This window comes from Burkholderia anthinoferrum (assembly GCF_002925705.1).
GTDB lineage: Bacteria > Pseudomonadota > Gammaproteobacteria > Burkholderiales > Burkholderiaceae > Burkholderia > Burkholderia semiarida.
In genome coordinates this window covers 70,020-83,300 of sequence record NZ_LFZP01000039.1, presented here as the reverse complement: position 1 = coordinate 83,300, position 13,281 = coordinate 70,020, and the positions used below count along the sequence as shown (strand labels likewise).

Below are 13,281 nucleotides of genomic sequence, written 5' to 3'. Positions count from 1 at the left end.
CGAGCGGCCCGCGCGTTACTGGGCCGCGGGGGCCGCTGCCTGCGACGCGCCGTGCTTGTGTCCGCCGCGATGGCCTGCTGCACCGGACGCAGCCGATGCGCCCGACGCCGCGCCGGCGCCGCGCGCGCCCGACGCGCCTTTCGGCTTGTCGGCCGGAATCGAGATCTTCGAGCCTTCGCGCAGGCGGTCCGAGCCGTCGGTCACCACGCGTTCGCCGAGCGCCACGCCGCTGACGATGCTCGTGCGTTCGCCGTCGACCGGGCCGACCGTGACCTTGCGCACCGTCACCGTGTTGTCGGGTTTCACGACGTAGACGAACTGGCCGATCGAGCCCGTGAGCACGGCGGAGGTCGGCACGATGATCGCGTTGCGCAGCACGTCGACGAGCAGCCGCGTGTTCACGAACTGATTCGGGAACAGCATGCCTTCCTTGTTGTCGAAATTCGCGCGCAGCTTGACCGTACCGGTGCTCGTGTCGATCTGGTTGTCGAGCGTCGCGAGCGAGCCCGTCTCGAGCGGCACCGTGTTGTTGCGGTTGTAGGCGGTGACCGACAGCTTCCGGCCCGCGTTCATCTGCTTGAGGATCTGCGGCAGGTTGTCTTCCGACGTCGTGAAGATCACGCTCATCGGCTGCAACTGCGTGATCACGACGATGCCGTTGGTGTCCCCCGGCGTCACGTAGTTGCCGGGGTCGACCTGGCGCAGGCCGACGCGGCCCGAGACCGGCGCCGTGATGCGCGCATACGTCAGGTTGAGTTTCGCGGAATCGATCGCGGCCTGGTCGGTCTTCACCGCGCCTTCGTACTGCTTGACGAGCGACGCCTGCGTATCGACGGTTTGCGACGCGATCGAATCCTGCGACAGCAGCGTCTGGTAGCGCTTCAGGTCGAGGCGGGCCGTCGCGAGCAGCGCCGCGTCGCGCGCATGCGTGCCTTCGGCGTTCTCGAGCGCGACCTGATACGGGCGCGGGTCGATCTGCGCGAGCACGTCGCCTTTCTTGACGATCTGGCCTTCCTGGAACGACACCGATTGCAGGTAGCCCGACAGTTGCGTCTTGACCGTCACGTTCGCGAGCGGCGTGACGGTGCCGAGCGCGGACAGCACGATCGGCATCTCGCCCTGCGTCGCGGTGGCGACCTGCACCGGCTGCGGAACGTTCGCCATCGCGGCGGGGCCGCCGCGGCCGCGATGGCCGCCCGCGGCGCTCGCGCCCATGCCTTTCGCCGTGCTGCCTGCCGCCGGCGTGCGGTTCCACGGGTGCCACCACAGCAGGCCGCCGATGACGACGGCCGCCACGGTGCCGATCAGCAACGTGCGGCGCGGGCGCCGGGCGGCGGCGGGCGCGGGGTCTTTCGAAGGGGGCGTGGGCTTTTGTTCGTTATCCATCGTGTTCTGTCAGGAAGACGGCGCGGCGGGCCGGAAATCGGACTGCTCGGCTGCGCGTGGGCGTGCGGAAGACGCGACGGGGCGGCCCGGCTCGGTCCGGGGCCCCGCCGATCCGCACGGGAAAGAGCGGTGCGCACCGCGAGTGCGGCGCGACGATGGGCATGATCCTACGTGCCGTCCCCGTTACAGTCCAGCGGTCTATCTTTCAACGGGTTACGGTCGTTACAGAACGCGACACGGCGATGACGAAACGATTACACGCCGACGCGCCGGGCCGGCGCGCCGCCGATCTCGCGCGTGATTTTCGCGATGCATTCCTGCAGCGCGGGCACGACGTGTTCCCGCAGCCATTCGGGCGGACACTGGTGCGACGCGCCGCCGCAATTCACCGAATAGCGCTGACCCGACGGGCCGACGAAACCGGCCGCGACCGCGTTCAGCCCCTCGCGCCATTCGCCGATCGCGATCGCGTGGCCGTCGCGCATCGCTTCGTCGAGCGCGGGCGTCAGGCGGGCGGACACGTGCGGCCAGTCGTCGCCGGCGGTGGTGCGCAGCGACTCGAGCAGCAGGCGGCGCTCGTCGTCCTCGAGCGCGGCCAGATACGCGCGGCCCACGGCCGTGCGCGCGATGTCCATCCGCGAGCCGATCTCGAGGCGCGTGACGAGCACGGCCGAGCGCGGGCGGATCACGTCGATCGCGACCATGTCGAGCCGGTCGCGCACCGCGAGGTGCACGGACAGCGACGTGCGTTCGGCCAGTTCGATCATGAACGGCCGCGAACGCGCGCGGATGTCGAAGTTGCGCAGGAAGCCGTGGCTCAGTTCGAGCACCGACGCGGTGAGCACGAAGCGCTCGCTGTCGGGCAACTGAAACAGGAAGCCGGCGCTGACGAGTGTGGCGGTGATGCGCGAGACGGTCGGCTTCGGGATGCCGGTCAATTCGGTCAGCTCGCGGTTGCTGACGGGCGCGTCGGCAGCCGCGATGCGGCGCAGCACGGCGAGGCCGCGGGCGAGGGCGGTGATTTCGTCGGGCGACGATTCACGGTCCCGCGACGCGGGAGAGGTTACAGGTGTCGACACGAGGGATTCTCTCTAATTCCGAAACTCGATTTCAATTTTGTTGGTATTGTAGGACTATTGTCAAAGCATGCATGTTCCGCGGGAGAACCGGTCACTGGATGGGATTTTACGGGTTCACCCTTGGTTTATTAGGAAAACGCTCAAATGAGCGTTGCCGGAAAGTGCATGAACCGGTGCAAATACCGCTTGACTTGTCGGGCGGAAACGGAAAGAATGTCTCACGTTTTCGAAACGTCGTTTCAAGAGTTTAACCGGCAACGATGTTTCGCGCAGTCTCTCAGGTTCTAGCACGGCCCTCGGAATGGCTAGAACTTTTTTAGCGCCACGGTCTCCGTGGCGCTTTTTTTTGCCTGTCTTTCCGACCGTCCGCCCGGACGCGTCAGGCCCGTATTATCCTCCGATCGCCGCAAACGCCTGTCCACGGTCGCATCGCGCCCGCCTGCACGCGCGATGCGCGCCGCGCTCGCGCTCGCTTCACGCAAAAAAAAAGCGCGATGCCCGCAGTGGGCATCGCGCATGAAACGGCGTGGAGCGCCGACGAATGAACGGTGATCGAAGAAAGAACGCCCGGTCCGGGAGGCCGGGTCACGGACGCCCGGTCAGGGACGCCCGGTTAGGGACGCCCGGTTAGGGACGCCCGGTCAGGGCGCCCTGCAACGCGCAATGTCCCCGCGCGCCACGGTCAGCCCTTCGCGAGCTTGATGCTGGTCTGCTCGGCCGTCAGGTAACCGACGCTGGCGCCGAAGCGGTCCTTGTAGTTCGCGCGCACGAGCGGGTCGAGCGTCGGCTTGACCTTGTCGTGCAGCGGCGATTCCCAGTCGCCCGCGTGCTGGAAGTTGCTCATGATGTAGGTCCAGCCGTTGATCTCGTCGACCGCGTGCAGGCCCGTCGATTCGGCGCCGGCCGGGCACGACAGCACGCGCGCGAGCGATTTCGTGTCGACGTTGTAGGCCCACAGGAAGTTGTTCACGTGCATGCCCGAGTCTTCACCGATGAACAGCGTGCGCAGCTTTTCGGAGAACTTCAGGTTGTCCGGATTCGCGATCTTGTCCGGGTTCGCGAGGTTGCCGAGCGCGTCGGCCGCGGCGAGATCCTCGCCGACGAGCGCGGCCGGCGCGCCCATGTCGACCGGCACCCATTCGCTGTCGATCGCGCCGCCCGTCGTGTCGCGCTGGCCTGCCTTCAGGTTCAGCGCGTAGACAGCGCCCGCGGCGATCTTCTTGTCGAGCGCGACGTCGCGCGACACCGCGTTGCCCTTGACCATCGACGTCTCGATCCGCGACATCGCCGTGTAGACGATCTTGTCCTTCGCGTTCACGGTCGTGCCTTCGAGCTTCGTGAACGCCATGCTGCCGCCGAGCAGCGCCGCGTAGCGGTGCGTCTCGAGGAACGCGGCCGCCTTTTCCATCCCCGGCTTCACGCGCATCCAGTTGAACTTGCCGCCGAAGTGGATCTTCGTGTAGCTCGCATCGTTCGGGTCGACGGTCACCAGGTCCATGATGTCCGACGCCTTCAGCGTGTTCGCGAGCGCTTCGATCTCGCTGCTGGTCGCGTGGCCGATCCTGATCCACGTGAGCGTCGCGGTGCCGGCGCCGGCCGACGACGTCTGCGTCCACTTCGCGACGTACAGCGTGCCGGCCGACAGGTCGGCCGCCTTGTCGGCGACGAACATGAACAGGCCGCCGTTGGTCGCGTCGTCGCCCATCATCACGGTGCGCTGGTCCGGCATCACCTGGATCAGCTCGTGCGAGATGCGGCCGAGGCAGTAGTGCTTCTTCACGGTGCCCGTGCCGTCCGGATTCACGGTGATCTCGGGCAGGTGACCGTAGTGATAGGGGTTCGCCTTCGTCTCGTCGCCGAACGTGTTCTTGCTGAACGCCTTGAACTGCGCGTCGGTCGCGGCCTTCGTCGCGTCCGGCTCGTATTCCTCGCTCGACAGGTGCGTGCCCCACGGCGACAGGCTCGCGCCGCACGTGATCCACAGGCCGTGTGCGCTCGACGTGTCGACGTTGTGATACTTCACGAGCTTCAGCGCGCCGGTGGCCGGGTCCTGGTCGAGCGTGAGCACGGCGATCGGCGACGGCAGCTGGCCGTACTGCGACGCGCTCGCCTGGTCGCGCGTCGTGTATTCGAACTGCACGACCGCGAACACCGTGTTGCCCTTCACGCCGGGCACGTTTGCGTTCTTCAGCGTCAGCAGCGAGCTGCCGTCCGGGCAGTCGGAATAGAACTGGCGCTCCTTGCCGGCCACCGAGCGATCGATGATCGGCTGGTTGTTGATGTCGTAGTAGCCGCCCGCGAGCGTCGTGCCGCCCTTGCCGTCCGGCACCATGTCGCCCGTCACGAAGAACGGCTTGTACGCGAGCTTGAAGTTGCGCGACGAGCCGTCCGAGAACGACACCGACAGCGTCGAGCCGACCGTCGTCGTCGCCATCGCGGCCGCGTTGTCGAGCGTCGGCGCGGCCATCGCCGAGAAGGCCGCCGACGTATAGGCGGCGGCGACCGGCGTCGACGCGGGATCGTCGTCGCCGCCGCAACCCGTCAGCAGGGCCGGCAGCGCGAGGCCGGAAAGGGGAAGCATCGGCGCGCCGGCGAGGATCTTCAGGGCCTGACGACGGGAAGCATTGGGCAACGCGGGCATGTGGAGTCCAGTTTCGGTTGTTGGAAGAATGGCCTTCGCGAAGCGCGGGCGACAAGCTTCGCGAAGGCGTATTGAAAACTGGACGGAAGTGTAAGGACGCTAGATGAAAGTTTTTTGAATCGAAAACGTAATGGCGCGTCGAGTGTGCGTCGGCAGGTCAATCGCGCTCGGGCGTGGCCGAGATGCGGTGGATCGACAGGTCGGCGCCGTCGAATTCCGCTTCGCGATCGAGACGCAGGCCGACGGTCGCCTTCAGCGCGCCGTAGACGAGCGTGCCGCCCGCGGTCGCGATCGCGATGCCGCCGAGCGTGCCGACGAGCTGCGACAGGAACGACACGCCGCCGAGCCCGCCGAGCGCGGGCAGCCCGAACACGCCGGCCGCGAGGCCGCCGAGCGCGCCGCACATCCCGTGCAGCGGCCAGACGCCGAGCACGTCGTCGATGCGCCAGCGGTTCTGCACGCAGGTGAACATCGCGACGAACAGCGCACCGGCCGCGGCGCCCGTGACCAGCGCGCCGATCGGGTGCATCACGTCGGAGCCCGCGCAGACCGCGACGAGGCCCGCGAGCGGCCCGTTGTACGTGAAGCCCGGGTCGTTGCGGCCGGCCACCCACGCCGCGAGCGTGCCGCCGACCATCGCCATCAGCGAGTTCACCGCGACGAGGCCGCTGATCTTGTCGAGCGTCTGCGCGCTCATCACGTTGAAGCCGAACCAGCCGACCGCGAGCACCCATGCGCCGAGCGCGAGGAACGGGATGTTCGACGGCGGGTGCGCGGCGATCCGCCCGTCCTTCGCATAGCGGCCGTGGCGCGCGCCGAGCAGCAGCACGGCCGGCAGCGCGACCCAGCCGCCGAACGCATGCACGACGACCGAGCCCGCGAAGTCGTGGAACGGCGCACCGAATGCGTGCGCGAGCCAGGCCTGCACGCCGAAGCGCTCGTTCCACGCGATCCCTTCGAAGAACGGATAGATGAAGCCGACGATGATCAGCGTCGCGACGAGCTGCGGATTGAACTTCGCGCGCTCCGCGATGCCGCCGGACACGATCGCCGGGATCGCCGCGGCGAACGTCAGCAGGAAGAAGAACCGCACGAGCGCGTAGCCGTTGTGCTGCGACAGCGAGCCGATGTCGTCGAAGAATTCGACGCCGTACGCGATCGTGTAGCCGACGAGGAAATACGCGAGCGTCGACACCGAGAAGTCGACCAGGATCTTCACGAGCGCGTTGACCTGGTTCTTCTTGCGGACCGTGCCGAGTTCGAGAAAGGCGAAGCCCGCGTGCATCGCGAGCACCATGACGGCGCCGATCAACAGGAACAGTGTGTCGACGCCGGATTTCAGACCATCCATGCCGTGGCTTCCTTGCGCAAAAAACGGGCGAGGAATGCAAGTATCGAGCCAAGCTGGTGAATGACTGCGTGAAATTGGTGCCCGGGTACCGTGCGATGCGGCATGCCGGTGAATCGTGCACGGGATCGGGGCGTGGCCGCCGGCCGCCGATCGGTTCGCCGGATGCGCGTTTGTGGTGCGATTATGACGAAATTGGTGCGTACGCCGAATGAAGCGGTGCGCGGCGTGCGCCGCTCGCGCACCGATCTGGCGCGTCAGTGGCGCGCGAACAGCACGGGCGGCCGGCGCAGCCGCAGCGCGCACGCCGACCAGTAGAGGGCGACGGCCGACAGCCCGATCGCGGCGACTGCGAGCGCCGCGAAGCCCGCGAGCGACTGGCCGTCGCCATCGGCGCCGAGAATGCCTCGCGCGACGATCAGCGCGGCCGTCCAGAAACCGATCACGGCCTGGGTGAGCAGGCGCGCGGACGCGATGCGGCGTGGGCGTCCCGATTCGGCGAGACGACGCGCCGACGGCGCGCGCAGGCAGAGGAACAGGGTGGCGGCAAGCAGCGCGGCCAGGACGATGAACCAATCGATGAGGAAAGCCATGGCGAGGAAAAAGGGGGCACGTACGAAGTGAATTGAGGCGTGCCCACTTTAGAGGCGTGGCGCCTGCGATTGAATCAGACGAATCCGAAATTGAAAGGCATTTTTAACAACGGGTCGTCATTGGGCCTGTTCCACAGGCGGTATCATCGACACCGGTCCAACCATGAGGTCGCGCCGCGCGCGGCCGGAGATTGCTGATGAACATGAAGACATCGCGGGCGCGTCGCGTGCCCGGGTCCGTGCTGGCGGCCGTGGCCGCCGGTGCGCTGCTGTTGCTCGCGGGCTGCGAGAAGTCCGGCACGTCGGCCGCGCAACCCGATACGGCCGCGAGCGCGGCCGCCGATGCCGCCAACAACGCGGCCAAGGCGCTCGACCAGGTGGCGAGCAGCGTCAATCAACAGATCAACGCGGCGAAGGCCGGCATCGCGTCCGCGGCGTCGGCCGTGCCGCCGTTGTCCGCGAGCGGCCTCGCGTCGGCTGCGCAGGCGCAGATCGACGCGGCGGCGTCCGCGGTCGTCGCGCATGCGGCTTCCGAAGCGGGCGCGAAGATCGCCGAAGCCGGCAAGAAACTCCAGCAGTGGAGCCAGCAGAGCGCCGCCGGGGCGAAACCCGCGAGCGGCGAATGACGCGGGCTTGCACGATCCGCAAAATGTAATTATCATGGTTACAGATGTCGCCGGTTGCGGGTCGGGCCGGCGTCGCCGAGTGAGTCAGGAATGAATACCAGCAGCCGGTTCGCGTTTGCCGTTCACGTGCTCGCCTTGCTGTCGATGCAGGAAGGCGTGCCGTTGTCGTCCGACGTCATCGCGGGCAGCGTGAATACGAATCCGGCGCTGATTCGCCGGCTGCTGTCGATGCTGGCGGCAGCAGGGCTGACCACGTCGCAACTCGGCGCGGGCGGCGGCGCGCTGCTGGCGCGCGAGCCCGGCGAGATCACGCTGCTCGACGTGTATCGCGCGGTCGACGATGCGCAACTGTTCGCGCTGCACCGCGAGGCGCCGAATCCGGCGTGTCTCGTCGGGCGGCACATCCAGAGCGCGCTGACCGGCTATATCGGCGACGCACAGCGCGCGATGGAAGCGTCGCTCGCCACGCGCACGTTGGTCGACGTGACGACCGACATGCTGGATCGGGAGCAGCGCACGCAGCGGGCGGCGCACGCCGGCGGGTGACCGCGGGCAGGCAGGGCAGGAAGCCGGACGGCGCGTACGCGCGGCGGTCGGCGCAACGGGGGCTTCGCCCCGTTTTTTTCGATCTTATATGTAATTAACTATGTTACATATTTTCTTTTCTGGAGAATCGACATGACGCAACGTTCTTTGAATATCGCGCTGTTCGGCGCCACCGGCATGATCGGCTCGCGCATCGCGGCGGAAGCCGTGCGGCGCGGCCACCGCGTCACCGCGCTGTCGCGCCATCCGGGCGCATCCGGCGACGGCATCACCGCGAAGGCGGCCGACCTGTTCGACGCGGCCAGCATCGCGGCCGCGCTGCCGGGGCATGACGTCGTCGCAAGCGCGTACGGCCCGAAGCAGGAAGATGCGGCGCAGGTCGTCGCGGTCGCGAAGGCGCTGGTCGCCGGCGCGCGTCAGGCCGGTTTGAAGCGGCTCGTCGTGGTGGGCGGCGCCGGTTCGCTCGAAGTCGCGCCGGGCAAGCAGCTCGTCGACACCGAAGGTTTCCCCGAAGCGTACAAGGCGGTCGCGCTCGCGCATCGCGACGCGCTCGACTACCTGAAGACGGTCGCGGATCTCGACTGGACCTTCTTCGCGCCGGCCGCGCTGATCGCGCCGGGCGAGCGCACGGGCACGTTCCGCACGGGCGCCGGCAAGCTGATCGTCGACGCGCAAGGCAACAGCAAGATCTCGGCGGAAGACTACGCGGTCGCGTTCGTCGATGCGCTCGAGCAGGACAGCTTCGTGCGCGAGATCGCGACGGTCGCGTATTGAGCGGCGCGACGGCCGGCGGCGACGTGTGAGCGCCGGCCCGCGCGCGGCAGGCAAGCCGCGACGCGCGGCGATGTCAGGCGACGCCACGCTTCGCGGGTGGCGCCGCCTGTTTCGTTTGGCGCGGTGAGTGCGTGACGGGTCGGTATTTACACCGGTCGACGCGCCCGGACACTTTTCATATTGTTCCCCGTTGGGCAGGATGAATAGAATAAATTTCTATCGACGAGGGAATGGAGAAATGGACGCCATCGATCGCAAGCTGCTGGAGCTGCTGCAGACGGATGCCACGCTGCCGATCGCGGAGCTGGCCCAGCGCGTGAACCTGTCGCAGACGCCGTGCTGGAAGCGCGTGCAGCGGCTGAAGGAAACCGGCGCGATTCGCGCGCAGGTCGCGCTGTGCGATGCGCGCAAGCTCGGCGTGGGCACGACCGTGTTCGTCGCGATCCGCACGAACCAGCACACCGAGGAATGGGCGCAGCGCTTCACGCAGGCGGTGCGCGACATGCCGGAAGTGGTCGAGGTCTACCGGATGAGCGGCGAGACCGATTACCTGCTGCGCGTCGTGGTGGCCGGCATCGACGACTACGACCGCGTCTACAAGCAACTGATTCGCACGGTGCCGCTGTTCGACGTTAGCTCGTCGTTCGCGATGGAGCAGATCAAGTATTCGACCGCGCTGCCCGTGCGCGATCTGGCCGAGCCCGCCTGACGGGCGCGCCGCCGCGCCGGCGGCGCCGCTTCATCGGCCGCGCGCCAGCGCGCGTGCGCGTTCGTCGGCCAGCGCGTCGCGGCGCACGAAATCCGCGACGAACGGGCTGGCCGGATGATGGTGCAGCGCATACGGCGTATCCCATTGCGCAAGGTGGCCGTCCTTCATCACGCCGATCCGGTCGGCGATCGCGAACGCTTCCGCCTGGTTGTGCGTGACGAGGATCGCGGTATGACCCGTGTGCTTCAGGATGTCGCGCAGCTCGAACGCGAGCCGCTCGCGCGTATCGACGTCGAGATTCGAGAACGGCTCGTCGAGCAGCAGCAGTTCCGGCGACGGCGCGAGCGCGCGCGCGAGGGCGACGCGCTGCTGCTGGCCGCCCGACAGTTCGTGCGGATAGGCGTCGCCGGAATCGGCGAGGCCGACGAGGTCGAGCATCTCCGCGACGCGCAGGCGCCGTTCGGCCTTCGGCATGCGCCGCAGGCCGAACGCGACGTTGTCGGCCGCGCTCAGGTGCGGGAACAGCGCGTAATCCTGGAACATCATGCCGATGCGTCGCCGCTCGGGCGGCACGTCGAGCGACGGCGCCGCGACGGGCGTGCCGTCCAGCACGATGCGTCCCATGCGCACGGGCTCGAAGCCGGCGATCGCGCGCAGCACGGTGGTCTTGCCGCAGCCGGACGCGCCGAGCAGGCAGCCGATGTCGCCGCGCGGCAGCGCGAGGCTCAGGCCGTCGACCACGGTGCGGCGGCCTTGCGGCGTGTCGTAGGCGACGCAGAGGTCGTCGAGTTCGAGCAGGTTCACGGTGTCAGGCTCCGATCTTGTGGCGGGTGCGGGCGAGCAGGATCACGGGCACGAGCCCGGCCAGCACGATCGCGAGCGCGGCGACTGCGCCTTCTTCATAGGTGCCGCGCGCGGCTTCCGCATACAGCCAGGTCGCGAGCGTGTCGAAGTTCAGCGGGCGCAGCAGCAGCGTGGCCGGCAATTCCTTCATCGCGTCGACGAACACCAGCAGCGCGCTCGTCGTGAGCGCGGGCCGCAGCAGCGGCAGGTGGACGCGGTGCAGCGTGCCGCCCGCCGTCTCGCCGAGCGAGCGCGCGGCCTGTTCGAGCGATGGCGGAATGCGCGCGAGGCCGGCCTCGATGCCGCCGGCCGGGATCGCGAGGAAACGCACGGTATAGGCGATCACGAGCGCGGTCGCCGACCCCATCAGCAGCAGCGCGTCGCGGCCGAGCGCCGCGCCGAACAGGCGGTCGGCCGCCGCGAACGGCATCAGGAGGCCGATCGCGAGCACGGTGCCCGGCACCGCGTAGCCGAGGCTCGCGATCCGCGCGCACAGGCGGGCAGGGCCTGCCCGGGCGCTGTCGCGCTGCGCGCGGGCGGCCCACGCGACGACGAGCCCGCACGCGAGCGTCGCGGCGGTGGCGGCGGTCGCGATCGTCAGCGTGTTCGCGAGCCCCGTCATCAATTGCGCAGATACGCCGCCGACGAGGTGCAGCCGCTTGGCCGTTTCGACCGCGAGATACGCGGCCGGCGCGCCGAAGCCGAGCAGGACCGGCAGCCAGCCGAGCACCGCGGCGGCGAGCGCGGCCGAGCCGGTCAGGCGGCGCGGCGCGATCGGCCGCATGCGCCGGCCGTGCGCGTAGCGCTGGCGGCGGCGTCCGTAGCGTTCCAGCGCGATCATGCCGACGACGATCGCGAGCATCGCCAGCGCGATCTGCGCGGCGCCGGCGAGATCGGAGCGCGTGATCCACGTCGTATAGACGGACACGGTCAGCGTCTGCACGCCGAGAAATTCCGACGCGCCGATATCGTTCAGCGTTTCGAGCAGCGCGAGGCTCACGCCGACCGCGATCGCCGGCCGTGCAAGCGGCACGACGACGCGCCAGAACGTCGCGACGCGGCCGGCGCCGAGCGTGCGCGCGGCTTCGAGCAGGCTCACGGACTGCGTGACGAACATCGCGCGCGTGCTCAGATAGACGTACGGATACAGCACGAAGCCGAGCACGAAGATCGCGCCGGGCAGCGAGCGCAGGTCGGGCAGGCGGAACTGGCGCGGGCTGTCGAAGCCGAGCAGCCAGCGGATCGCGCCTTGCACGGGGCCGATCGGATGCAGCAGGTCGAGATACGCGAACGCGACGATGTAGGTGGGGACCGCGAGCGGCAGCAGCAGCGCCCAGGTCAGGATCCGGCGGCCGGGGAAATCGTACGCGGTGACGAGCCACGCGCAGCCGGTGCCGACGATCGACACGATCGTGCCGACGCCGGCGAGCAGCAGCAGCGTGTTGACGAGCGCCTGCGGCAGTACGAATTCGGCGAGATGCCGCCAGTGCGCGAGATCGGCGTCGAACGCGGCGGCCACGAGCACCGCGAGCGGCGCCGCGACCGCCGCGGCGATCGCCAGCGCCGCGATCAGCCACAGGCTGCCCGCGCGCGGCCACAGGCGCGCACGCGGACCGTGCGGCTCGCGCACCGCGCGGGCAGGCGATGCGTCAGTTGTCAAAGCCGACCTTGTCGACGAGCTGGCTCGCCTGCTTGCGATGCTTCGCGATATCCGCGAGCGGCAGCGGGTCGACCTTCAGCGTGCCGAAGCTCGCGATCACCGGGTCGAGCTTCACGTTCGCGCGCACCGGGTATTCGTAGTTCGCCTGCGCATACAGCGCCTGCGCTTCGGGCGAGACCAGGTATTCCAGCAGCTTCACCGCATTGGCCTTGTGCGGCGCGTGCTTCGCGACCGTCGCGCCGCTGATGTTCACGTGCGTGCCGCCGCTCTTCGTATTCGCGAACGTCGGACGCACGACCTTGATCGCGTCGCCCCACTTGCGCGCATCGCTGCCGGGTTCCGCATTCTTCATGTGGCCGACGTAGTAGGCGTTCGCGAGGCCGACGTCGCAGATGCCGCCGAGGATGTCGCGTGCGACGTCGCGGTCGCCGCCCGTCGCCTTGCGCGCGAGGTTGGCCTTCACGCCGCGCAGCCACTTTTCGGTCGCGGCTTCGCCGTCATGCGCGATCATCGCCGCGACGAGCGCCGTGTTGTAAGGATGCTGGCCCGACCGGATGCAGACCTTGCCCTTCCATTTCGGATCGGCGAGCTCCTCGTAGCGGAACGCATCGACCTTCAGGTCCTTTTCGACGTACAGCACGCGGTCGCGCAGCGACAGTGCGTACCAGTCGCCGTTCGCGCCGCGCAGGTTCGCGGGAATCGCATCGTCGAGCGCCTTCGAGCGCACCGGCTGCGTGACGCCGCCGTCGACGAGGTCGAGCAGGTTGCCGACGTCGACCGTCATCAGCACGTCGGCCGGCGATTGCGCGCCTTCCGCCTTCACGCGCTCGAGCAGGCCATCCTTCACGAACACCGTGTTGACCTTGACGCCGCTCTGCTTCGTGAACGCGTCGATGAGCGGCTGGATCAGCTTCGGCTCGCGGGTGGTGTACAGGCTCACTTCGTCGGCTGCCTGGGCAAGCGGCGCGAAGGCGGCCGCGGCCAGGACGAGGGCGCCGGCGAGCGGCAGCAGGCGGGTGCGCGGATTCGACATGGAGACTCCGGTGGGGCAGGTGGACGAGGGAGCGTTCCGGGGC

The 13,281-nt window shown here is 68.4% G+C and carries 12 protein-coding genes; 4 read left to right on the top strand and 8 right to left on the bottom strand.

Going from position 1 to position 13,281, the window contains the following annotated elements:
• Positions 1-15: 15 nt before the first annotated feature.
• The 5 genes from C5F75_RS13065 to C5F75_RS13045 form a co-directional block, all read right to left on the bottom strand.
• Positions 16-1,386 (bottom strand): MdtA/MuxA family multidrug efflux RND transporter periplasmic adaptor subunit, encoded by a 1,371-nt coding sequence (locus C5F75_RS13065; protein WP_060965788.1) that lies wholly within the window; start codon positions 1,384-1,386, stop codon positions 16-18.
• Between the two features lie 254 nt (positions 1,387-1,640).
• Positions 1,641-2,465 (bottom strand): IclR family transcriptional regulator, encoded by an 825-nt coding sequence (locus C5F75_RS13060; RefSeq protein ID WP_059573946.1) that lies wholly within the window; start codon positions 2,463-2,465, stop codon positions 1,641-1,643.
• A gap of 682 nt (positions 2,466-3,147) precedes the next feature.
• Positions 3,148-5,106: a PhoX family protein gene (locus C5F75_RS13055; protein WP_060313376.1), complete on the bottom strand. Its 1,959-nt coding sequence runs from the start codon at positions 5,104-5,106 to the stop codon at positions 3,148-3,150.
• Between the two features lie 157 nt (positions 5,107-5,263).
• Positions 5,264-6,457, bottom strand: coding sequence for an ammonium transporter (locus tag C5F75_RS13050; protein ID WP_060313379.1), 1,194 nt, complete (start codon positions 6,455-6,457; stop codon positions 5,264-5,266).
• 254 nt (positions 6,458-6,711) lie between these two features.
• On the bottom strand, positions 6,712-7,047 hold the full coding sequence (locus C5F75_RS13045; RefSeq protein WP_059573943.1) for a hypothetical protein: 336 nt from the start codon (positions 7,045-7,047) through the stop codon (positions 6,712-6,714).
• 197 nt (positions 7,048-7,244) lie between these two features.
• Here C5F75_RS13045 and C5F75_RS13040 point away from each other — a divergent pair, with 197 nt between their 5' ends.
• The 4 genes from C5F75_RS13040 to C5F75_RS13025 all read left to right on the top strand — a co-directional run bounded on the left by C5F75_RS13040 (position 7,245) and on the right by C5F75_RS13025 (position 9,702).
• A complete protein-coding gene (locus C5F75_RS13040; RefSeq protein WP_104012336.1) occupies positions 7,245-7,673 on the top strand; it encodes a hypothetical protein in 429 nt (142 codons plus the stop codon).
• Between the two features lie 90 nt (positions 7,674-7,763).
• A complete protein-coding gene (locus tag C5F75_RS13035) occupies positions 7,764-8,219 on the top strand; it encodes an Rrf2 family transcriptional regulator (protein ID WP_059573941.1) in 456 nt (151 codons plus the stop codon).
• Positions 8,220-8,351: 132 nt separating this feature from the next.
• On the top strand, positions 8,352-8,993 hold the full coding sequence (locus C5F75_RS13030) for an NAD(P)-dependent oxidoreductase (protein ID WP_104012335.1): 642 nt from the start codon (positions 8,352-8,354) through the stop codon (positions 8,991-8,993).
• Between the two features lie 238 nt (positions 8,994-9,231).
• Positions 9,232-9,702, top strand: a complete 471-nt coding sequence (locus C5F75_RS13025; RefSeq protein WP_059573939.1) for an Lrp/AsnC family transcriptional regulator — start codon at positions 9,232-9,234, stop codon at positions 9,700-9,702.
• A gap of 30 nt (positions 9,703-9,732) precedes the next feature.
• Here C5F75_RS13025 and C5F75_RS13020 read toward each other — a convergent pair whose 3' ends face one another.
• Genes C5F75_RS13020 through C5F75_RS13010 form a run of 3 tightly spaced genes read right to left on the bottom strand, consistent with a single transcriptional unit; the run spans position 9,733 to position 13,238 of the window.
• Positions 9,733-10,506, bottom strand: coding sequence for an ABC transporter ATP-binding protein (locus tag C5F75_RS13020; RefSeq protein ID WP_104012334.1), 774 nt, complete (start codon positions 10,504-10,506; stop codon positions 9,733-9,735).
• 4 nt (positions 10,507-10,510) lie between these two features.
• A complete protein-coding gene (locus tag C5F75_RS13015; RefSeq protein ID WP_104012333.1) occupies positions 10,511-12,205 on the bottom strand; it encodes an ABC transporter permease in 1,695 nt (564 codons plus the stop codon).
• Positions 12,195-13,238, bottom strand: a complete 1,044-nt coding sequence (locus tag C5F75_RS13010) for a Fe(3+) ABC transporter substrate-binding protein (RefSeq protein ID WP_104012341.1) — start codon at positions 13,236-13,238, stop codon at positions 12,195-12,197. The genes C5F75_RS13015 and C5F75_RS13010 overlap by 11 nt, the downstream gene beginning before the upstream one ends.
• Between the last annotated feature and the right edge of the window lie 43 nt (positions 13,239-13,281).